General features: G+C 45.9%; 21 protein-coding genes. 16 read left to right on the top strand and 5 right to left on the bottom strand.

Annotated features, from left to right (window positions below; all coding sequences use genetic code 11):
- Positions 1-78: 78 nt before the first annotated feature.
- A complete protein-coding gene (locus QUA20_RS23250; protein WP_333191513.1) occupies positions 79-867 on the top strand; it encodes a calcium-binding protein in 789 nt (262 codons plus the stop codon).
- Positions 868-961: 94 nt separating this feature from the next.
- Here QUA20_RS23250 and plsY read toward each other — a convergent pair whose 3' ends face one another.
- The 4 genes from plsY to QUA20_RS23230 all read right to left on the bottom strand — a co-directional run bounded on the left by plsY (position 962) and on the right by QUA20_RS23230 (position 4,390).
- Positions 962-1,645 (bottom strand): glycerol-3-phosphate 1-O-acyltransferase PlsY, encoded by a 684-nt coding sequence (plsY, locus tag QUA20_RS23245; RefSeq protein WP_333191511.1) that lies wholly within the window; start codon positions 1,643-1,645, stop codon positions 962-964.
- Positions 1,646-1,758: 113 nt separating this feature from the next.
- The gene (locus QUA20_RS23240) at positions 1,759-3,090 is read right to left on the bottom strand and encodes a DUF3086 domain-containing protein (protein WP_333191509.1); all 1,332 of its coding nucleotides are present in this window, start codon (positions 3,088-3,090) and stop codon (positions 1,759-1,761) included.
- A 59-nt stretch (positions 3,091-3,149) separates the two neighbouring features.
- Complete coding sequence (locus QUA20_RS23235; protein WP_333191507.1) at positions 3,150-3,542, bottom strand: DUF3119 family protein; 393 nt, start codon at positions 3,540-3,542, stop codon at positions 3,150-3,152.
- 53 nt (positions 3,543-3,595) lie between these two features.
- Entirely contained in the window at positions 3,596-4,390 is a 795-nt protein-coding gene (locus QUA20_RS23230; RefSeq protein ID WP_333191505.1) for an MlaE family lipid ABC transporter permease subunit, read from the bottom strand.
- A gap of 186 nt (positions 4,391-4,576) precedes the next feature.
- Here QUA20_RS23230 and QUA20_RS23225 point away from each other — a divergent pair, with 186 nt between their 5' ends.
- The gene (locus QUA20_RS23225) at positions 4,577-4,864 is read left to right on the top strand and encodes a hypothetical protein (RefSeq protein WP_333191503.1); all 288 of its coding nucleotides are present in this window, start codon (positions 4,577-4,579) and stop codon (positions 4,862-4,864) included.
- 403 nt (positions 4,865-5,267) lie between these two features.
- The gene (locus QUA20_RS23220) at positions 5,268-5,711 is read left to right on the top strand and encodes an Hsp20/alpha crystallin family protein (RefSeq protein WP_333191501.1); all 444 of its coding nucleotides are present in this window, start codon (positions 5,268-5,270) and stop codon (positions 5,709-5,711) included.
- Between the two features lie 73 nt (positions 5,712-5,784).
- Here QUA20_RS23220 and QUA20_RS23215 read toward each other — a convergent pair whose 3' ends face one another.
- Positions 5,785-5,934, bottom strand: a complete 150-nt coding sequence (locus tag QUA20_RS23215) for a hypothetical protein (protein WP_333191499.1) — start codon at positions 5,932-5,934, stop codon at positions 5,785-5,787.
- A gap of 27 nt (positions 5,935-5,961) precedes the next feature.
- On the opposite strand from QUA20_RS23215, the gene QUA20_RS23210 reads away from it, so the two are divergent.
- The 13 genes from QUA20_RS23210 to uvrC all read left to right on the top strand — a co-directional run bounded on the left by QUA20_RS23210 (position 5,962) and on the right by uvrC (position 22,195).
- A complete protein-coding gene (locus QUA20_RS23210; protein ID WP_333191497.1) occupies positions 5,962-6,303 on the top strand; it encodes a hypothetical protein in 342 nt (113 codons plus the stop codon).
- Positions 6,296-6,685: a hypothetical protein gene (locus QUA20_RS23205; protein ID WP_333191495.1), complete on the top strand. Its 390-nt coding sequence runs from the start codon at positions 6,296-6,298 to the stop codon at positions 6,683-6,685. Before QUA20_RS23210 ends, QUA20_RS23205 begins: the two co-directional genes overlap by 8 nt.
- 128 nt (positions 6,686-6,813) lie before the next feature.
- Positions 6,814-7,176, top strand: a complete 363-nt coding sequence (locus tag QUA20_RS23200) for a hypothetical protein (protein WP_333191493.1) — start codon at positions 6,814-6,816, stop codon at positions 7,174-7,176.
- Between the two features lies 1 nt (position 7,177).
- Complete coding sequence (locus QUA20_RS23195) at positions 7,178-7,567, top strand: hypothetical protein (protein WP_333191491.1); 390 nt, start codon at positions 7,178-7,180, stop codon at positions 7,565-7,567.
- 347 nt (positions 7,568-7,914) lie between these two features.
- The gene (locus QUA20_RS23190; RefSeq protein ID WP_015178455.1) at positions 7,915-8,316 is read left to right on the top strand and encodes a fasciclin domain-containing protein; all 402 of its coding nucleotides are present in this window, start codon (positions 7,915-7,917) and stop codon (positions 8,314-8,316) included.
- A gap of 333 nt (positions 8,317-8,649) precedes the next feature.
- Positions 8,650-13,758 carry a PAS domain S-box protein gene (locus tag QUA20_RS23185; RefSeq protein WP_333191489.1) on the top strand — a complete coding sequence of 1,703 codons (5,109 nt, stop codon included), beginning with the start codon at positions 8,650-8,652 and terminating at the stop codon, positions 13,756-13,758.
- A gap of 420 nt (positions 13,759-14,178) precedes the next feature.
- The gene (locus QUA20_RS23180; protein WP_172185839.1) at positions 14,179-14,397 is read left to right on the top strand and encodes a hypothetical protein; all 219 of its coding nucleotides are present in this window, start codon (positions 14,179-14,181) and stop codon (positions 14,395-14,397) included.
- 312 nt (positions 14,398-14,709) lie between these two features.
- Positions 14,710-15,795, top strand: coding sequence for an amino acid ABC transporter substrate-binding protein (locus QUA20_RS23175; protein WP_172185838.1), 1,086 nt, complete (start codon positions 14,710-14,712; stop codon positions 15,793-15,795).
- A gap of 180 nt (positions 15,796-15,975) precedes the next feature.
- Positions 15,976-17,190, top strand: a complete 1,215-nt coding sequence (locus QUA20_RS23170) for an ABC transporter permease subunit (protein ID WP_333191486.1) — start codon at positions 15,976-15,978, stop codon at positions 17,188-17,190.
- A gap of 169 nt (positions 17,191-17,359) precedes the next feature.
- Positions 17,360-17,881 (top strand): DUF29 family protein, encoded by a 522-nt coding sequence (locus QUA20_RS23165; RefSeq protein ID WP_333191484.1) that lies wholly within the window; start codon positions 17,360-17,362, stop codon positions 17,879-17,881.
- Between the two features lie 120 nt (positions 17,882-18,001).
- Positions 18,002-19,237 (top strand): amino acid ABC transporter permease, encoded by a 1,236-nt coding sequence (locus QUA20_RS23160; RefSeq protein ID WP_333191482.1) that lies wholly within the window; start codon positions 18,002-18,004, stop codon positions 19,235-19,237.
- Positions 19,238-19,299: 62 nt separating this feature from the next.
- Positions 19,300-20,052: an amino acid ABC transporter ATP-binding protein gene (locus QUA20_RS23155; RefSeq protein ID WP_333191480.1), complete on the top strand. Its 753-nt coding sequence runs from the start codon at positions 19,300-19,302 to the stop codon at positions 20,050-20,052.
- A gap of 115 nt (positions 20,053-20,167) precedes the next feature.
- Positions 20,168-22,195 (top strand): excinuclease ABC subunit UvrC, encoded by a 2,028-nt coding sequence (gene uvrC / locus QUA20_RS23150; RefSeq protein ID WP_333191478.1) that lies wholly within the window; start codon positions 20,168-20,170, stop codon positions 22,193-22,195.
- Positions 22,196-22,241 lie beyond the last annotated feature (46 nt).

Raw genomic sequence — 22,241 nt, 5'->3', positions numbered from 1 at the left:
GTTATGAATTTATGAATAGACTTTGAGATTGGCTTATTTAATAATCTTGACATCTGAGATTTTACGCGGAGATTTTTTATGGCTTTAAAACCCGATCCGTCAGAACAGCGGCGATTAATTGACGACAATACATCCGAAGTCGTTACTTTGTCGATCGCAGATGCAACTAATTTTCCTTTGGGAGTTTGGATGCTTGGAGGTGACGATGTAGTCACCAGCTCAACAGCTAATGATTTGGTTTATGGCAATGAAGGAGAAGATATTATCAGCGGGGATTTGGGCAACGATTCTTTATTAGGAGGAAAAAATAAAGACTTGCTGACTGGAGATGAGGGAAATGACTCTCTCAGCGGCGGTCAAGATGCAGATTTTCTGATAGGTGGTGCGGGAAATGATATTCTCTTGGGCGGTAGAGGCAATGATTTTTTAGTCAGCGGTAACGGAAATGACACTCTGGTGGGAGGTTTGGGTCGCGACATTTTAGGAGCTTTGGATGATAATAATAGTTCAATCAAAATCGGGGGCAGCAATTTGTACGTCCTCCAAGCAGAACCCGGAGTTACAGATGTCAATAATGCCGATTTGATTGTAGGTTTCAGACCCGCTTTCGATCGAATTGGATTGGCAGGCGGTTTGACTGCTAGCGATGTAGACTTGCAATACGTGACAAACGTCACAGTTTTATTTGGGTATGATGCACCAGAAAGTTTCAAACTATTTACCCCGCCAGGTTCATTCGATCTTCAACCGATACAGAGTCAAGGCACTCTAATTAAAGTTAGGAATTCCGGCGACATAGTAGGGTTTGTGGCAAATGTAAGAGTGGCTGAGATTCAAGGAAGTATTATCTCTGCTCAGGGATTCTAAGCTGTATAATGCGCTCCAACGCATCCTGCAAAAGCTTAAATCGAAGATTGGAAAGAGAAATGGTAATCTGCAACCAGCGGTACAAAAATACTAATTATCGATCGCTAGCTGCTGTTTCCAATTTCTCCCCAATTCTCGGTTCCGTACCATTCAACAGACGCTGAATATTGCTCCGGTGCCGTACAATTACAAATACGCCGCCCGCAATTCCAAACAATACATAAGCTAGCGGCTGATGTAAAGCAAACATCAATCCAGCAACGCTAATTGCCCCGATAATCGAGCTTAAAGAAACAATTCGCGACACCGCAAATACTATCCCGAAAATTCCGAAAGTTCCCAAACCAACAGGCCAGTACAAACCGAGCAAAACTCCCAAACTCGTAGCCACAGATTTACCGCCGGTAAACCCCAGCCAGATTGATTTGCTGTGGCCCAAAATAGCAGAGAAACCAGCAAAAGTTGCCATCCAAGGGATGACAGTTGCAGTATTTTCTAAACCTGCGGCGGTTGCTAGCTGCTGGGTAAAAGTGAGAGAATAAATGTAGCGGATTAGGACGATCGCACTTACCCCCTTCAACACGTCAACCAGCAACACCCCCAACCCCGGCCACTTTCCCAAAGTCCTCAGTACGTTAGTCGCACCAGTCGAACCCGAACCAACCTCTCGAATATCAATTCCTAGCATCCATTTCCCCAAGGCGTACCCAGTCGGAATCGATCCCAGCAGATAAGCTGCTATTAACAGTGCGCCATTTAAAATTATCCAGCTAGCCATTTTTTAATTTGATATTTTGTGTACTTTTAAAATTTGCCACCTTTCTACTAGCATAATTAGCAATTAGCAATTAGCAATTACCGATTACCAATTACCAATTACCAATTACCCAATCAAAAATCCTTAGCAGTCGTCAAAGTTTGCGGGTCAGAAGCAAAGGCCAACCACAGCGGAAATTGCAGCATTGACAAACTAATTAAATCCTCAGTTTCATCAATGACAATTAGCGGCAATTTGCCATCTTTCACCAGTCGATCGGCTTTTTGAGCCAAAGCTTCCGCAGACTCAAACATAATAATCCCCCTTTCCGGGCCAAAATCGCTGCGAGTAATGCCCAAACAGTCCTGCAAACCCCGGCGCCACTCTCCCAAACGTTCGGGACTGTTGGCGAGCACTAAAGTCCGCACCCGTCCGCCGTAGACGCTTCTGAGTACAGAAATAATTGTCGAAGTAATCAAGATATTTTGCAAGCGCGAACCCATAGTCCGCAAAGCGCCCCTTCCTCCTTGGGTGAAAAACCAGTTAGAAACTCGTTCCGCGTGGATGGGTTCAAAAGTGCGGCGGAGTTGCCAAGGCGGGCCGTAGTAGTCTGGGAGAGTGCGGTATTGATCGAGGGTGCGCCGAATTTGTTTGGCTTGTTCTTGAAATCCCTGTTCAGAAAATCTGGGATTTATGGGTGCTGAGGATTGAGACTCCTCAGCAGGAATTTGCTTGGGTGTCTCTTGCACCGGCGGGGTCAAATCTAAGAGTTCGGCGGTAGCCGCCAAATCCTGCAAACTGCCTACTAGATAGTCTTTGAAACCCTGGACTCGAATTGCTAAATCTTGGGAAACGCCGGCAAAAGTTGTGCGCATTTCCTTTTGAATTCGATCGCGCCGGCGTTCTAGTTTTTCTACTTCGATTTGCAGCGCTTGTTTGCGCTGATCTAGTTGAATCAAGCCGTCTTGTACCAAACGCCCGATCGATGCTTGAGCCTCGCCCAACGCTTCTATAGCATTGGCTTTGTCGGCTTCCAAGGCGGCAATTCTTTCAGTCAAATTTTGTTCTTGCTGCTGCAATTGTTTGACTCTGTCTGCCAACTGTTCGGTAACATTTTCTGGGATGGGAGTTACCGTTTCTGCGGTTGCTGTTGGCTGGGAGTCGGTTGGAGGGTCGATTTGAGCGATCGGACTTTCTGATTCGCCATCGTCGGTGTTGAGCGGGATTTGGGCCTGGGCGCCTGCTTCGTCCACGAATTCGGCGATTTCGGCATCTTCCCCGCCCAGCGGCGGGTCTGTTTCTGGCGGGAGTTGGGCTGGCAGTTCATTTTCGTCGATCCACAAATCCCGTGTTTGAGATAGAAGTTGGTACTCCGTCTCATTCACGGGTAAATCGACTTCGCCGTCACCGCTTGGGGCGGCTGGTTGTGGTTGCGGTTCTTGGGTTGGAGATTCGTCTGAATTCATGGGAAATTTTGTTTGGCGTGGGGCACAGAAAAGTTAAAAATTTAAAATTAACAACTTTTTTAGTCTTGACGGGGACAGCGCTGTTCTAAGCAGGTCTGTAGCATTTTACGATCGAATAGAACCGGCAGAAAGTGAATGCTGTTAATTTCTTTGAAATAGAACAAAATCGGCACCGCGGGCCAAAATATCCGCCAATTTTGCCATTCGCGGTAAGGAAAGCGGCGGATTAAATTGGACGATCGATAAATGTCCAAATCGGTTGGGGTAAATTGCAGCCGGATGGTGGCGGCTTGGTACATCAGAAACAAGCCGAACAGCGAAAGCGACAAACTCGCCCACTTCTGCACGAACAGCAGCGGTACGCCCGCCAGTACCAAAACTAGGGGAAGCGCATAACTCGGAGCGAGTTCGATCGTACTTGTCGGCGCAGTTGAAGAGGCAGTTGTAGTCACGGGTTTAAGTTAAACGAATTTTGTCAATACTTTATATTTTACCGTTTCCTAGCTTACAAGCCTTTGAGTACGCTAGAGCCCGTCCCCTGAAACATCAGCCAAGTCATGAAAAAGTTCACAATAAAAATAGCCAGCAAAGCCGTCACCACCGCCGTAGTAGTAGATTGACCGACGCCTTTTGCCCCGCCAGTGGTAGTCAAACCCCAGCTAGTGCCGATTACAGCAATCAAACCACCGAATACAAAAGCCTTAATTGCCGCGCTGCAAATATCCCACAGACTCAGAAAATTGCGGACTGATTCTAAAAACACGTTTTGAGAGATGCCGTACATCGCCGTAGCAATCAGCAGTCCGCCGGCTATGCCGGTGACGAGACACATGATGGTTAAAATTGGCAGCATCAAGCAGCAAGCAAGGACGCGGGGAATTACTAAATAGTCGATCGGGTCTGTTCTGAGCATCAGCAAGGCATCTATCTGCTCTGTTACCTGCATCGTGCCGATTTCCGCCGCAAAAGCCGAACCTACCCGTCCCGTCACGATCACGGCTGTTAAGACGGGGCCGAGTTCGCGAGTCAAAGACAAAGCCAAAACGCCGCCGACGACATTGCCGGCCCCGAGGTTAATAAACTCCCTCGCTACCTGAATAGTAAATACCATGCCGACAAAACCCGCTGTCAGCAAAGCAATCAGCAGAGATTCCGGGCCGACTGCTGCCATTTGATCGAGGGTGTTGCGGCGGTGAATTTTGCCCTTCAGCAAGTGCAGCATGACTTGACCGCCCAATAAAATTGCTGCCAGCAACCGCTGACTCCACAAACTGAGGCTCGAAGATGTAGTGGTGCTCAAGGGGATTTCGAGTATAGAACAACTGCCAAAAATGAAATTTATCTACAAATCTTAAACAAGTTTTTTCTATAACATTTAAGATTTCTGACAGAACGGGCCACTGACGGCGATCGCTGCCTATCGTAGAAAAGGACAAGTTTTGTTTACTTGCACCTTTCGGCAGTTTAGCTGAATTTACTGACTCTTATGAGCATTTTCCCCAATTTTCTTCGCTCTGTACTGCTGACCAGCCTGTTGAGCTTTGTCGCCCCCTTATTGTTAATCGGCGGGGGATTGACTAGCTTTTCGCTGCTCGGCCTGGTGCCTGCTCTCCAAGGAGTTGGTCGTTCTGGAGAAGACCTGATTTTGCAGTTTTTAACGACTTTCGGCAGCGGCTGTCCCCTCCAGGGTTTTTTCGTAATCGGCTTAACTTTTAGTTTGGTGGGTGTTTTGTTTGATACCTACGCTTCTTATCAGCATTCGCGGTGGAGTTAATTTTGTTTCGTTATATGTGGGATTTGAGATTTTAGGTTGGGAATTCTAAATTCAATCTAAAATCTCAAATTGTTGCGTTGCGGTGCGATCGAATAGCGCCACCTGCAATGACTTCGCGGAAAAACGGATACTTGCTAGCAGACAGGAGTGGTGGCGAGCAAAAAATTTTAGACTAAGGTTCAAACTTCCAGATTCATCTGTGGAGTCAATCTCAAATCTAAAATCTCAAATCTTCAACCTCAAATCGACTGACTCAACATTATCGATCGCAAATGTTCGGAAAAGCGATCGCCCTTTTTTCGGAAAACCGAATCCCCCAGTTTTGGAAGCTGGAATATATTAAATACAGGTTGAGTCAAGTGTTTCTCAACCTTAAAAACTTCAGATAGTCGAGGTATTAGTTATGGCACTTATTCGTTGGGAACCTTTGCGGGAAATGGACTCCTTGCAGCGAGAAATGAATCGGTTGTTTGATAGCTTGACACCGGCAACCGATCGCGCATCTAACGGTGTTGCTTTTGTACCCCCCGCCGAACTCGATGAAACTCCTGAAGCCATCCACCTTAAGTTAGAAATTCCGGGCATGGAAGCTAAGGATTTGGACGTACAAGTAACCGCAGAAGCTGTTGCTATCAGTGGTGAACGCCGTCACGAAACTAAGAGTGAAGATAAAGGCATGACTCGCTCTGAGTTCCGCTACGGTTCGTTCCGCCGGGTGATTCCCCTACCCGCACGGGTTCAAAATGACAGCGTAGAAGCTGAGTACAAAAATGGAGTTTTGCACCTGAATTTGCCCAAAGCGGAAGCAGAAAAGAACCGCGTGGTTAAAGTTCAACTCGGTGGCTAATAATTGTTTGCTACTTTAGTTAGTTAATTAGTAGGGGGGGCGCAAGGCACCCCCTATTTGTTTTTGAAATTGATTATTGGTCATTGGGAATTGATAATTGGACCGAAAAGCATTGGGCATGGCGAGTTTGAGGAATGATCCTTCCATCTTCCATCTTCCATCTTCCATCTTCCATCTTCCTTCTTCCTTCTTCCTTCTTCCTTCCAACCGTGCTAAACTCCAATAAGCAATGGTTGGTGAGGAGACTTGCGTGCCGAGTCAGGGAGTTGGAGGAAATGGAATTGCATCTGAGTTTGGAGACTTAACCGGAATGACTCGCCAAGAAATCGATGATTTTTTGCGCGGCTTGGGTGCAGAAATCAGAACTACTAGAGATGGTTATGTTGAATATAAATTTTTTGATAAGTCAACAGTAATGATCCGTCCTAACGGTGAAGTGATTAGAACGCCTGCACCGAAATATGGATCAGATGGAAAAAATCTCAACAAAGGTTTGCGTCTCGATAGAGATGGTAAATTATTGCGAACGAGAGACGAATTTGGTAATTTAATTCTAGGTACTCACAATACGGGAGAAAAATTAAATGAGTGATTGGAAGGATGACTATAACTTGCTTGGATTGGGTGGTCTTACATCTTTAATCACAAAAGTCAACCTATGTTCATGGGGAAACGAAGTATTAATTGAATGCGTCTACAATCCAGAAGAAAGATTGCCTTATATCCTGGCATTCAAAGACTGTCGCGATATCAGTTGGACTGTACACGATGAAGAGGCAGTTGGCGAACTGGAAGCTGAATTTTTCGGAATTGCTTTGGGCGAGCCCGAACACCGCAAGCCTGCGGTGATTACTACAGACATTTTTGAAATTTCAATTTTGTACGGCAGTTTTAGGATTCACAAGGGAGAAAAATTAAATTCTGAAGATTTAGAAACAGAGGTTTTGGTATCACAAGCGCAAGCACTCTTGTAGTAATTTCGATTTGAGCTTTTAGATTTGAGATTAAAGAAGTGGGAATGAGTTGATAAACAGAGGTTTTGGTATCACAAGCGTATTGCGTAGCTACTTGCACAAGGTAATGTGCTAAACTCCAATAAGCAATGGTTGGTGAGGAGACTTGCGTGCCGAGTCAGGGAGTTGGAGGAAATGGAATTGCATCTGAGTTTGGAGACTTAACCGGGATGACTCGCCAAGAAGTCGATGACTTCTTGCGCGGACTGGGTGCTAAGGTAAAAAGTTCTTCAGGAAATTATGTTGAATACAAATTTTCTGACAGGTCAAAAGTCATAATCCGCACTAATAGTGAAGTTGTTCGCCTGCCAGCACCGCGATATGACTCAGATGGTAGAAGAATAAACTGGGGTTTGCGTCTTGACAAAGATGGTAGCGTACTCCAAACACGCGATGAATTTGGCAATCAGATTCCTGATACGCACATTACTGGAGAAAAAGTGAGTAATTAATATGCCTGATGACTACAAATTGCTTAATTTAGGTGGACTTACATCCCTAGTGAAAAATGTCAATGTGTCTTTGTGGGGGAATGAAGTATTACTGGAATGTATCTACGATCCTACAGGCGATCAATTGCCTTACTCTTTAGTTTTTCAAGACTGCCGAGAAATTATGTGGGAGGTGCATGATGAAGAGGAAGTAAAAGAACCATTAGCTGATTTGATTGGCATTCATTTGGGTGAAAACGCGCACCGGAAAGCGGCTTTGATTCATACGGATATTTTTGAAATTTCAATTTTGTACGGCAGTTTTAGCATTCACAAGGGAGAAAACCTAAATGCTGAAGTAGCAGATTTAGAAACAGAGGTTTTGGTATCACAATCGCCAGCAGTATTGTAGAAATTGAAAACCCCCGCGCGGTTAAATTGCCGAGCCGTTAGTAATATTATGTCGTGTAAAATAACTATTACAGTCCAGGACGCACTCCGACTCCTCGAAACTGGGTTTTTTACCTAATCTGCGGGTTTTAACGCGTCTTTTCGTAAAAAACGCGGTTTCTGGGCCCCCATATGTAAGTCCTATATTATTAGGTTTGTAGTGAGGACTGAAGTCCTCATCAAAAATCTGAGGATTGAAGTCTTCACTACAAAAGAATTACCAATTTTTCAAAAAAGACAGTAGGTATTTTTGCCCGCCTCAGTTTACGATACTTAATAGAACTTTTTTCCCAGATGAGGTAAAACACAATGCCTGATATTGTTGATATTGCCGTAGGTGCGGGTTCGTTCCAAACCCTCGTAACAGCCGTGCAAGTAGCTAATTTAGTAGACGCGCTCAAAAGTCCGGGCCCTTTTACTGTCTTTGCACCCAATGACGATGCTTTTGCGAAATTGCCGCCGGGAACTATCACAACCCTAGTGCAGAACGTTCCCCAATTGACTAGGATTTTGATGTTTCACGTTGTCTCTGGCAAGTTTATGAAAGCTGATTTGGCAAAACTCGGTTTTGTTACTTCCTTGGAAGGTTCGCCGATTAAAATTGATTGTTCTGACGGTTTTGAGGTGAAAAATGCTACAGTTGTCGCTGCGGATATCGAAGCTGATAACGGCGTCATTCATGTGATCGATAACGTGATTTTAATGGGGTAGTTTCACCGTCCATCGATTTTCGATTTTCAATTTTCGATTGACTCTAAAGATGAATTTGAGGCTTTGAACTTTGGTCTAAAATTTTTTAAATTTTACCACGAAAGTCTGGAGCTTGCATCTGTCTTTGGGTGTAAGGTTAAGTCGGGCAATGGGAGCGAAAGCTTGCATAGAGCAGTGTCTCTTTGCTCCCGATCGCGCCCTTGTTTTTTAGCGGTTGAAGGTAATATCAATATAAATAAAGTTGTCTTTTCGCCGCATATCTTTTAAAATCATTGTTTACAAAAGTTTGAAAATCAATAATTATAATATAAGCAAACCAGTGTGGTGAGCACTATGCAAATCCTAGCCGCCAGCCTCAAAGCAAAAGTCCGCCAGCGTACCTTGGAACTGCAAGTTCTCAACGAACTTACTGCGAAATTACAACTCGCCACTTGCGCTGATGAAATTTGGTCTGCGTGTTTGACACATCTCGAGCGCCTGATTCCGGGCGCGGCGATCGCAATTTTGACGCCACCGGACGATCGACTATACCTGCAACACTTACAGCCCTTAACTGCTAGCGCCAGAGCCGAAATTGAAGGCCGATTGCAAGCAGCTCGCGTTGAATGGCTCGCTGGAAATCGAGACTGGGCGGATCGCATCGATCCGCCACCCATTGCTCAGTTTCAGTCGGTCTTGATAGCACCGGCTAACCCGGATGAAAGTGAAGAATTGTTGGGAGTAGTTTTCATTGGTGCAGAGCAAGCAACGGCTTTTAATTTGGAACACCTTTGTTTGCTCCACACAGTCGCTCAAATTTGTGCCAAATCGTTAATTAGCCTAGCAGCTAAAACGACCAATGTCAAGGGGAAAGCTCAAAATAATTTGGCTCTGGATTCGGAAAGTCAAGAACTATTGTTGCGGGCTGTAATGGACGGTGCGCCGGACAGAGTTTTTGCGAAAGATAGAAACTTTAGATACATTTTGGTAAATCAAAGTTTTGCGGCATATTTGGGGAAAAATGTTGAGGAAATTATCGGCAAAGATGATATTGAATTAGGGTTTTCAGCCGAATTAGTATTTGGCGATCGCAACGGCCGGGTTAGGGGCATCCGCGAGGAGGATCGAGCTGTGCTGGCCGGGGAGATTGTTCGCAATCCCTACCAGACGATCGCCTTTGAAGGCGGCAAAGAGCACATCTTTGACACGCAAAAACTGCCGCTGTGCGATGCAGAGGGCAATATATTTGCGGTTTTGGGTTTTTCTCGGGAGATTGGTCAATTGCAGGCCACAAATGAAGCCAGGAATCAAAGCCAAGCCAAACTGCAAAAAATTACTGCTAGCGTACCCGGTACGGTATATCAAATTGACTTGCATCCAGACGGCTCAATGGCTTTCTCCTTTGTGAGCGCCGGCTGCCGAGAATTGTATGAAATAGAACCAGAGGCTGCTCAGCAGGATTTTAATGTAATTGTTGACATGATTCATCCCGAAGATAGAGATGATTTTCTCAATTCTGTCACGCTTTTTGCTGAAAATTTGCAGCCTTGGCGCTGGGAAGGAAGAATTGTCACTCCGTCAGGAAAACTTAAATGGGTGCAAGGAGCTTCTCAGCCAGAATTGCAAGCATCGGGGGAGATAGTTTACTACGGCTTGTTCACGGATATTAGCGCCCGGAAACAAGCGGAATTGAAGCTGCAACTTTATCAACAAATCTTTTTGAAATCCAACGATGCGATCGCCATTTTAGACCCCCAAGGCTATTACTTAGAAACAAATCAAGCTCACACAGCTTTGCTGGGTTACAGTTCGTCGAAATTGTGGGGAAAAACGCCTGCAACTGGGATGGGAGAACAGGCATTTGCGTCGGTACTGCAAAGCTTGGCAGAAACTGGGAGTTACCGAGGCGAAATGACCTTTATTAAGGCTTTGCAAGGGGGAACAGTTGAGGTGGAGCTTTCGGCTTTTGCGGTTCTCAATGGTGCTGGGGATGTAGTCTGTTACGTAAACGTCAAAAGGGACATCACCGAACGCAAGCGAGCTGAGGAAAAACTCAAACTTTACCGAGAAATATTTTTAAACTCCAACGATGCGATCGTCATTATCAATGCTGAGGGGTTTTTTCTCGAACAAAATCGCGCTCACCAATCGCTTCTAGAATACACAGACGCGGAATTACAAGCAGAAGCGTCGCCGCTGGTTGCGGGGGAGTGGTTTCCGACAATTGCCAAAAGTTTAGCGAAAACAGGAACTTTTCGGGGCGAAATTACTAACTCCACTAAAAAAGGTCGCACGCTGGCGATCGACGTTGCGGCATACTCTGTGATTAACAACGCCGACGATGTAATTTGTCATGTCTGCGTCAAGCGCGACATTACCGAACGGATAAAAGGAGAAGAAGAACGCCAAAAATTTGTGTCGCTGATTGAAAACAGCAGTGATTTTATCGGTATGGCTACCCTAAAAGGCAAAACGCTGTTTGTGAACGAAGCCGGACGAAAACTGGTGGGCTTAGAAAATATTTCGGAACAGCTTTATACGGAGATATGGGATTATTTCGCTCCAACTTTTAAACAGGAATTTAGTCAAGAGATTTTGCCAATAATTATCAGTCAGGGTCAGTGGCAAGGAGAAGGTCAAATGCAGCACTTGCACACCGGAAGAAGCATTGATGTTGTGATGAATGCTTTTCTGGTCAAGCACCCTCAAAGCAGCGAACCGCTGTGCTTGGCTGCGGTAATTCGCAATGTCACCCAACGCAAGCAAGCTGAGAGAAGGCTGCGGGAACAAGCAGAACAAGAACGGCTGGTTTCGGCGATCGCCCAGCGAGTCCGGCAGTCTCTCAACCTCACTCAAACTCTGAGCACTGCCGTACAAGAAGTGCGGGAGTTGCTGGCAACTGACCGCGCGGTAATTTATCGTTTTGATTCCGAGGAAACAGCGAGTGTTGTTGTGGAATCTGTAGGGGATGATTGGATTCCCTTGCTGGGCATACAAGTTCCAGAAATATCTTTTGGCGAAAATGATCTATCGCTATACCGCGCCGGAAAAATTCAAGCAAGGGCAGATATTTATACGGCCAGTTTGAGCGACATCCACCGAGATTTCCTTGTTAGTTTCCAAGTAAGGGCTAATTTAGTTGTACCAATTTTTATCGGCGATGAAAGTCAGGAGTTGGCAACAGAATATTCGCCGGAAACTCCCGGAATTGAGTCGCCGATGGGGAGTTTGGAAGCGAGTCAAAATCGATTGTGGGGATTGCTGGTTGCCCACCAGTGCAGCGCTCCGCGTGTTTGGACTGATTCTGAGATTGATTTGCTGGGAAGGTTGAGCGTGCAGTTGGCGATCGCCATTCAGCAATCTACTTTGTTTGAACAAGCGCAGCAGGCCCGAGAAGCGGCCCTAGAAGCATCTCGAATGAAGTCGCTATTTTTAGCAAATATGAGTCACGAAATCCGCACTCCGATGAATGGAGTGATGGGGATGACTGATTTGCTGCTGAAAACGAATCTTACTCCCGAACAACTCGACTTTGTGCAGACGCTAAAACTCAGCGGTCAAAATTTGCTATCCATCATTAACGATATTCTCGACCTCTCCAAACTGGAAGCAGGAGAAATGCGCTTAGAAACAATCGAATTTAACCTCAGTATCTGTGTGGATGATGTGCTAGATTTGTTGGCAACTCCCGCCCAAGAAAAAGGTATAGAATTGGTAGCGCTGATTGACAGCGACGTGCCACTGCAAATTAAAGGAGATGCAGCGCGGTTGCGGCAAATCCTCACTAATTTGATTAACAATGCGATTAAGTTTACAGAATCTGGAGAAGTGGTAATTGAGGTTTCTCTTGGCAGGCATCAGGGGTTATTGGCAGACAGCGACGAGCAGAAAGTTGTAGAGAATATCCAACCGTTAGAACTCGGAAGCACTGGCTCGACATTCCTGCTTTTTAAAGTCACAGATACAGGAATCGGGATTTCTCAAGAAGACCAAAAAAAGCTATTTCAATCTTTTACTCAAGTTGATGCTTCTACGACGAGAAAGTACGGTGGCACAGGTTTGGGTCTGGCTATTTGTAAGCAGTTAGTAGAGTTAATTGGGGGTCAAATCGGTGCGGAAAGTACCCCTGGCAGAGGCTCGACTTTTTGGTTTACTGTGCCGGCAGTCGAGGAAAATTTAACTGCTGTAGGAACGGCGTGCGAAGTTAATTTGCAAACGGTGCTGGCGGGGCGAAAAATGTTAGTTGCTAGCGATAAGCCGACAGTGCGAAAAGTGCTGCTGAGAATGGCTGTGATGTGGGGAATGGAAGTTGAGGAGGTTGAGAACGGTTGGATGGCGATCGCATCTCTGTACAAAGCTGTCAGCGTTAATTGCCCTTACGATATTGTTTTGGTTGATATTCAGTTGCCGGAAATGGTGGCGGGAAGCCTGGAACGCTTGATGGTTTCTGAGCCGACAAAGCAGCATACAAAGTGGGTGGTGCTGACTTCAATTACTCAAATATCGGAGGCGAAACGTTTGGTAAATAGCGGTTTTAGCGGTTATTTAACTAAACCTGTGAAAGCTCATCGGCTGTTTGATTGCTTGGTGAAAGCGATCGCCCCGGGTGCGGCGATGGATCGGCAGGTGGCAAATCCAAAGTCCAATGGAGCCTCACCTATTGACAACCGGGAGTTAGCCAACTTAAAGATTTTGTTAGTTGAAGATACCCCGATAAATCAAAAAGTTGGTCTGAATCAACTCAGAGTTTTGGGATGCACGGCGGATGTCGCGAATAACGGCGCAGAGGCGCTATCGATGGTTGCTATCAAAAAGTATGACATTGTGTTGATGGACTGTCAGATGCCGGTTTTGGACGGTTACGAAGCGACGCAGGAATTGCGCCGCCTGGAAGCGGCAAATGCTGCTGCTGGTTCGATCGAGCCACATCAAAAGACGGTGGTGATTGCGATGACGGCGAGTGCTTTGAAGGGCGATCGCGAAAAGTGTCTGGCGGCGGGCATGGACGATTATATTAGCAAACCTATTTCGATCGAAAAGTTAAAATCTGTGCTCCAAAATTGGTCTGCCCAGTTAAAAATTGAAAGTCCAAAGTTTAATGGCGAGGAACTCAAAAACTCTTCAGAGGGTATTCAATCTTTAGTGGATATGGCACGTTTGCGCGAAATTGCTGGTGCTGATTTAGAGTTTGAGCGGGAAATACTGCAAGCTTTTGTGGTTGATACTGGCAGTTATTTAGAAGCGGCTAAGGTAGCGATCGCCTCGGCAGATGTCCAGACATTGGCCCGCCGCGCGCATCAAATTAAAGGTGTCAGTGCTACGGCGGCGGTGCGGTTAATGCCCGAGATGGCAGATCGGCTTCAAAGTCTTGGCGAATCAAACGATTGGGAGGAGGCCACGAAAATCATCGCTGAATTAGAAATAATTCTGGCGGGGGTTCAAAAGTGGGTGGCCCCTGAGTAAGCTGCTGCTATGTTCGAGAGGGAGAAGGTGAGAGGGGGACAATATTTGATGACTTTTTGGGGAATACGGCATTGAAATATACAATTTAAATGCGCAACAGTTTATTAATTAATTTTCTGGCGAACCGGGCAGGAGTGCTCGATCCCGGACAGCTCCTGGCAGCCCCCACGAGCTATAGTATGTAAAGATTGTTAATTTTTTATCAAGATTTTTATCTCAATGTGACAGAATTCGGAACTCTTATAACATCTTGTGTGTTGTAGCTTGTGACACTACTTTATTGAGTTATTGTGGTCAAATATAAAAAAATCATTAAGCCGATGGCTATGACGGTGCTTTTCGTCTACCGGCTTGAGACACAAAGACCAAGTTTTCGCCCAGTCCGCCCATTAACTGCGTATTTACGCTCCAGGAGGTTTTATGACTCCCATCATGTTACGTCAACTTTGGTCGTTAATTGAGACCACCCAAGCTACTCTGTTAGTGAATTTGGACGATGCCACCCTGGTACAGTGGCTGCTGAAGCAGTTGAAGATGAACTCTGCGCTTAATGGCAAAGAAGCAGATTTGTTGAACGAGTACATCGAGTCTCGGCTGTCCCTAATCCGCGATTTAGCTGAGCAGCGCCTAGCACCATAGGTACAGTGAGCGCATTCAATCAAAATCGGATAAATATTCCAGGGAAGGGCGATCGCCGCGGGCAAAAATAGCCGCAAACAAACCGGGTTTCTATGATAAATCTTGGGTTGGACGGCGGCGCCTCCAGCCACAAACCGGGTTTCTCGCTCTCCGCGCCCTGCTTGCTGAAAAAAACACAGGCGGGTAGCTGATGCAGTTGCCAGAGTGCAGCACCGGATGCAAAACGGCTAATTTGAAGCCGGAGACTGTTGTGCGCCACAGTTCTCGACATCTACAAGGTAGGATGATCAGGAAAGCGTTCTACTAAAATCTATGCGTAAATGGGGATTTCTGCTGCTAGCAAGCGTGTTATTTGCGGCACCGTTGGCATCTTGTAGGGATCGATCGGCACAAATCGGACAAACACCAGCAACAAATGCTGCGGGTGGCAACTCGCAACAAGGTTCGAGCCGGATAGATACAATTGTCAGCCGCGGCAAACTGATTTGTGGTGTCAGCGGCGAACTGCCGGGTTTTAGCTTTGTAGACGAAAAAGGCAAATATTCGGGACTGGATGTGGATGTGTGCAGGGCTGTCGCGGCGGCAATATTTGACGATCCCGAAAAAGTCGAGTACCGAAAGCTCAACGCTAAAGATAGATTTACAGTTTTGCAGGCTGGAGAAATCGACATTCTCAGCCGAAATACCACCTACACGGCGAGTCGCGACAGCACTACCGGACTGGAATTTGCCCCGGTGATCTTTTATGACTCTCAAAGCATCATGGTCAAAAAAGACAGCGGCATCAAAACTTTAAAAGATTTTGCGGGCAAATCTATCTGCGTGCAAACAGGTACGAGCACCGAACAGAATTTGTCCGACCAAATGCGAAAATTAGGAATTAAATACACTCCTGTGGTGTTTGAAGATGTGAATACTACCTTTGCTACCTATCAAGAAGGTCGCTGTCAAGGTATTACTGCCGATCGCTCGCAACTTGTTTCTAAGCGGACAACTCTGCCGAATTCCGAGAATAATGTTGTTTTGCCGGTAGTGATGTCAAAAGAACCTTTAGCCCCAGCGGTGAAAAGCGGCGATCCTAAATGGTCGGACGCCGTGAAATGGATTATTTTCGCGGCGATTGAAGCTGAGGATTTGGGAATTAATTCGGGAAATGTAGACAAAATTGTGGCAAGCACTACAGACCCCAACGTCAAACGTTTGCTAGGAACAGAAGGAGATTTAGGTAAAGGTTTGGGACTCCCGAACGACTACGCAGTCCGCGTTGTTAAGAAAGTGGGGAATTACGGAGAAATGTACGATCGCAACCTCGGCCCCAAAAGTACACTTAAGTTAGAACGGGGTCAAAACAGACTCTGGAAAGATGGCGGTTTGCTTTATTCGCCGCCGTTCCGCTAATTTTAGTTAACTGTTGACTGTTAACTGTTGACCGTTGGCTGTTAACAGTTAACCAACAAGATATTTTAGACAGCAAGGTACTCCGCGCTTACCCGACTTGTAAGGTGCTTGCTAGCTGTACCCTACAAGATATTTTAGGCAAGCTAAAGTTAGGTATAGTTCGATCTACATTAAACAGTTATGAACCCAGAACCTCAACCGGGCAAATCGCAGAAATTGCCCAAATTTAAAGATATATCAAAACTGCTGCGGGACGATCGCTTCTGGAAAATAGCCGGACAGGCGATCGCCCTAATTTTAGTAATAGTTGTTATCGCGATTCTCTGGGACAATCTCAGTGCCAATTACTCGCAACTGGGGATTGCTTTTGGATTTGATTTTCTCAATTCCCAAGCATCTTTTGATATCGGCGAAAGTGTCATTCCTTACAGTCCCGAAAACAGTTACAGACAAGCTTATTTTGTCGGTTTAATCAACTCGCTGCGGGTAATGGGTATCGGGATTGTTTTCGCAACAGTTGCGGGTTTGACTGTAGGAATTGCGCGCCTTTCCGACAATTGGTTGCTGCGGAGTTTGGCTGGTTTGTATGTAGAAATTCTGCGAAATACGCCTTTATTGCTGCAATTATTTTTCTGGTATTTTGCAGTTTTCATTTCCCTGCCAAAACTGGAAGACAATCAGCAGGTGAGGGGACCGATTTACTTGACAAATCGCGGCATTGCTGTACCTTGGCCTGTGGCTTTGCCGGGTTTTGAGATTTGGGTGATTTTGCTAACTATCGGAGTTTTGGCGGCGGCGGGGCTGTGGATGTGGCGGGCGCGGGTGATGTTGGAAGAAGCTAAGCCGGGAAGACAGTTGTTTTGGGCTCTAGGTGCGATCGGGCTGAGTGCAATCTTAGCTTGGATTATCACCAAAAATCTGCCTTTTCGCCTAGATTTCCCCCGCCTGACACCAGCATTGCAACTCGAAGGAGGATTAAAAGTTACTCCAGAATTTGCAGCCTTGGTGACAGGGCTCAGCTTGTATACTGGCAGTTACATTGCAGAAATTGTCCGGGCCGGAATTCAGTCAGTATCGAGAGGCCAGTGGGAAGCCGGAAAGTCTTTAGGGCTGAAGTCTGGAACAATGATGCGGATGGTAATTTTGCCGCAAGCTTTGCGGGTGATTGTGCCGCCTTTAACCAGTCAGTATTTGAATTTAGCTAAGAATTCGAGTTTAGCGGTTGCGGTTGCTTATCCCGACGTTTATTTTGTGGTGGGAGCTCCGACGTTGAATCAGACCGGTCGGGCGATCGAAGCAATGTTAATTATCATGGTAACATATCTAACAATTAGTTTGATAGTTTCTCTGTTCATGAATTGGTACAATAAAACCGTACAAATCAAGGAAAGGTAAAGACTTTAAATTTAACCAAATTTACTGGAAATCAAAGGATAGCGCATAAAGTGGCATACAGTGACTTTAGCTTAGACAGAGAAACGAAACTTGTGAGTTGACGATTAAGCAATAATAAATAAGTCACAACTATCTTTGCCTTGTTAGTATCAAAGTTGAGGTAAATCAAATGACACAAGAATTAATTGCTCTTAGAAATAGCATATTGGAAGGAAGGTACACGGATGCTTTGGCAATAGTCGATGAGTTAGATGGAATGAGCAAACAGGCAATTTTGCGACAAATTCAATCTTTTTTAAATATTTTGCTGATTCACTTGATTAAAAATCAAGTTGAACGGCGATTAACTGGTTCTTGGGCAAGTTCGATTCGCAATTCAATCAGAGAAATTAAGAAGGTAAATATTAAAGATAATAAAACATCTTATTACATCAATTCTGATGAATGGGAGAGTTTTATAGAGGAGGAGGTGATTGAGGATGCGATCGCAGAGGCTGCGGAGGAAGTATTGAATGGTGTTTATACTCAATTTCAACTTGCAGAGACGATGGATAGAAACCTGATTATTCAGACTGCTGTCAGGCTATTGAACTTGACTTATATCCATTCCGCCAAAGATTTACCCGCAGTGTTAGCCCAGCATTTTAGTCAGTTACCAGGTGGAGAAGATTGGATAAATCGGCGAAAATAAGTAGGATTTTTTTTAGGCTTGGCGATTGGAAATCGCGTCTACACAAACAAAACCCGCCTAGGCGGCTTAATAAAAAAATAACTGGTTGTTACTCTACATCATAGGATTGAAAACCGCTATATGGAAACTGTCCCCATATTACCGCCCCCAGCCACCGAATCGCCTACCCCTTGGAATTGGGCGCGCAAAAATTTATTTAGTACCTGGTACAACAGCATTCTGACAGTAGTTTGCCTAATTATCGCCTTCCAAGCGATTAGAGGAATTATCGTTTGGGCAACAACAAAAGCTCAATGGCACGTGTTAGAAGCCAACTTGCCGCTATTTTTCGCCGGCAGATTTCCCCGCGACTCCTACTGGAGGCTGTGGATAGTAACGGGGATAATTGCCTTGTTGGGAGGATTAACTTGGGGAAACATTCAGCGGCAAGAACGTCTTTGGAATCCGCCTTTACTAATTATACTCGGTGCTGCGGTTGTGGGTGCGGTCATTTCGCCGATCGACCTCACCTCTCGCCTCTACCTCTTAGGAATTATTATCGCAGCCGCCGCCAGCTATGTCATCGGAAGGCAAATTAACCGCAACCCCCCCTCGCCCCCCCTTAGCAAGGGGGGGTTGGGGGGGGTTAACTGGATGCCTGCAATTTGGGCTCTTTCCTTCCCAATAATTTTGTGGCTAATTAAAGGCGGGTTGGGTTTGACAGAAGTCTCAACAAATGATTGGGGCGGTTTAGTATTGACGCTGTTTTTAGCAGTTATTAGTATTGTGCTTTCCTTTCCTTTGGGAGTATTGCTAGCACTTGGCCGACAAAGTTCTTTGCCAGTTGTGAGATTGTTATCAACATTATACATTGAAATTATTCGCGGTTTACCATTAATTGGCATTTTGTTTTTAGGTCAAGTGATGCTGCAACTCTTCTTGCCGCCAGAATATCCCAAATTGGATAGAGTAATTAGAGCCATTGCTGGACTGACTCTATTCAGTGCAGCTTACTTGGCAGAAAACGTGCGCGGTGGCTTGCAGGCCGTGCCCAGGGGACAAATAGAAGCAGCTAGGTCGATCGGACTCAATACACCCCTGCTGACAATTTTAATTGTACTGCCTCAAGCATTGCGAATAGTCATTCCGGCGATCGGCGGTCAATTCATCGGATTATTTATGGATACATCCCTGCTGTCTCTATTCGGAATGTTAGAATTAATCGGAATATCCCGCGCAGTTTTAGCAAATCCTTCCTATATCGGCAGATACGCCGAAGTTTACATATTCGTCGGGATTATTTATTGGATATTCTGCTACTCAATGTCATTAGCCAGCCGCAAAATAGAGCGAACTTTAGGCGTAGGCCAGCGCTAAAAACTCATCTACTTTCATCTGCGTTCATCTGCCTCCATCTGCGGTTAAAAAATAAAAACATTATGGAAACTCAGCAAAAAAGCCCAGAAACAGTAATTGTCGCAGAAAACGTCCACAAATGGTACGGACAATTTCACGTACTGCGCGGCGTCAGCATGACCGTCAACCGTGGCGAAGTCGTGGTCGTGATGGGGCCATCTGGTTCGGGCAAATCGACGTTTATTCGCACATTCAACGCATTAGAAGAATACCAACAAGGTAAAATTACGATCGACGGAATCGAACTTTCCCACGACTTGCGCAACATCGAGACAATTCGCCGCGAAGTAGGAATGGTGTTTCAGCAATTCAACCTGTTTCCCCACTTATCAGTGTTGCAAAACGTCATGCTAGCGCCGGTGTGGGTGCGCCGCTGGCCGAAAAAAAAAGCTGAAGAAGTGGCGATGCAACTGTTAGAAAGAGTGGGAATTTTGGAACAAGCACAAAAATATCCCGGACAGTTGTCTGGGGGACAGCAGCAGCGGGTCGCTATTGCACGTTCTCTAGCAATGCAGCCTAAAATCATGCTGTTTGATGAACCGACATCAGCATTAGACCCGGAGATGGTGCGGGAAGTTTTAGATGTAATGCGAAATTTGGCTCAAACAGGAATTACAATGGTGGTGGTAACTCACGAAGTCGGGTTTGCGCGCGAAGTTGCCGATCGCATTGTATTGATGGATGGCGGCGTTTTAGTTGAAGAAGCGAAGCCGGAACAGTTTTTTCAGCACCCGAAGGAAGAACGCACGCGCAAGTTTTTATCTCAGATATTGTAACTGATTTTCAAGTTTAGTCGGTGGGTTTGCGACGGTAGCCGCCGTAAAAGTCCGCACAATTAAGGTAAAATAAAAGAGTGTACAATAACTCTCTATTTTGCTGAGATAGCTTGCAATGCCATCCACAAAAACTCTGCCGTTAGTTAAAGACTCGGAACGCCTAGAAAGTCGCCTAAAAGAAATTCCGGCGGTTCCTGGTGTATATTTAATGCGCGATGAGAGCGATCGCATCCTTTACATCGGCAAATCCAAAAAACTCCGAAACCGCGTCCGTTCCTACTTCCGCGAAAGCCAAAATCTCACTCCCCGCATCGCGATGATGGTGCAGCAAGTGCGCGAAATTGAATTCATCGCCACCGACACAGAAGCAGAAGCTTTAGCCTTAGAAGCAAACCTCGTAAAACAGCACCAACCTTACTTTAATGTCCTCCTCAAAGATGATAAGAAATATCCTTATTTGTGCATAACTTGGTCGGAGGAATACCCGCGCATTTTTATCACCCGCAAACGCCGCGCAGGAAGTGCAAAAGACCGCTATTACGGCCCTTACGTCGATACAGGGGCGCTGCGGAGTACGCTGCATTTAATTAAGCGAATTTTCCCCCTGCGGCAGCGCCCTCAACCGCTGTTTAAAGATCGTCCTTGTTTGAACTACGACATCGGGCGCTGCGTTGGCGTTTGTCAAGGGTTAACTTCCCCTGAAGAATATCGAAAAATTATCCAAAAAGTAGCGATGATTTTCCAGGGAAGGACTCAGGAATTGCTTGATATCCTGGAGCCGCAAATGCAACAAGCTGCCGAAGATTTAAACTTTGAAACTGCGGCGCGCCTTCGCGATCAAATTAAGGGTTTGGAGTCTTTGAGTGCGGGTCAAAAAGTGTCTTTGCCCGACGATACGGTTTCCAGAGATGCGATCGCACTGGCGGCCGATAGTCAGCACGCTTGCGTTCAATTGTTCCAAATTCGCGCCGGTCAATTGGTCGGAAGATTGGGATTTATGGCGGAAATACCCCCCCAGCCCAGGGCGGGAACGGAGGCACCGCCCCTACAATCGGGGGATCAAGAGTTATCTCAACTTTCTCTTTCCTCCCCACCTTGGCAAGGGGGGGTAGAGGCCGGAGCGATTTTGCAGCGCGTGTTGGAAGAACACTATCAAAATGTCGAATCTGTAGAAATTCCCAGCGAAATTTCTGTGCAGTACGAATTGCCAGAAGCGGAAATATTAGCAGATTGGTTGAGCAATCGTAAGGGGCGAAAAGTTACCATTTTGACGCCGCAGCGGCAAACTAAGGCAGAATTGATTGAGATGGTGGAACGCAACGCTGAGTATGAATTGGCGAGAATGCAAAGATTGAGCGATCGCAATTCTCAAGCAATGGAAGATTTAGCAGAAATTCTTGATTTGCCAGAAGTTCCTCGGCGCATTGAAGGTTACGATATTTCTCACATTCAAGGTTCTGACGCCGTAGCTTCCCGCGTCGTATTTATTGACGGTTTGCCGGCAAATCAACACTACCGCCATTACAAAATTAAAAATCCTGAAATTAAATCAGGGCATTCTGATGATTTTGCTAGTTTAGCAGAAGTTATCGGTCGCCGATTCCGAGGATTGAAGGAAGAAGAAAGAGGGAAGATGGAAGATGGGTTTAGCGATTTAGAAGAACCGAAAGAACTCAGCAATTTATCCTCAGATTCTCCTACTATTTCCGACAAACCCGACTTAATTATGATAGATGGCGGCAAAGGTCAACTGTCAGCAGTTGTGGCTGTTTTGCGGGAAATGAATTTGCTAGAAGAGTTGCGCGTTGTCAGTTTGGCCAAGCAGCGAGAGGAGATATTTCTGCCAGGGGAATCTTTGCCGCTGCCAACTAATTCTGAGCAACCGGGCGTACAATTATTGCGCCGGGTGCGGGATGAGGCGCACAGGTTTGCTGTGAGTTTTCACCGGGATCGAAGAAGCGAGAGAATGAAGCGATCGCGCCTTGATGAAATTCCCGGATTGGGACACCACCGACAAAAACAATTGTTGGCACATTTTCGGTCGATCGACTACCTGCGTTTAGCGACTCCCGAACAGTTGGCAGAAGTTTCTGGGATTGGCCCGCGTCTGGCGCAGCAAATTTACGATTATTTCCACCCGTAAAGGGTTACCCAGCATCGGAGACGGGGATTGTAGGCGCGATCGGGCT

Origin of the sequence: Microcoleus sp. Pol7_A1 (assembly GCF_036701085.1) — a bacterium.
GTDB lineage: Bacteria > Cyanobacteriota > Cyanobacteriia > Cyanobacteriales > Microcoleaceae > Microcoleus > Microcoleus asticus.
This window is presented reverse-complemented; position numbering and strand designations above follow the sequence as displayed.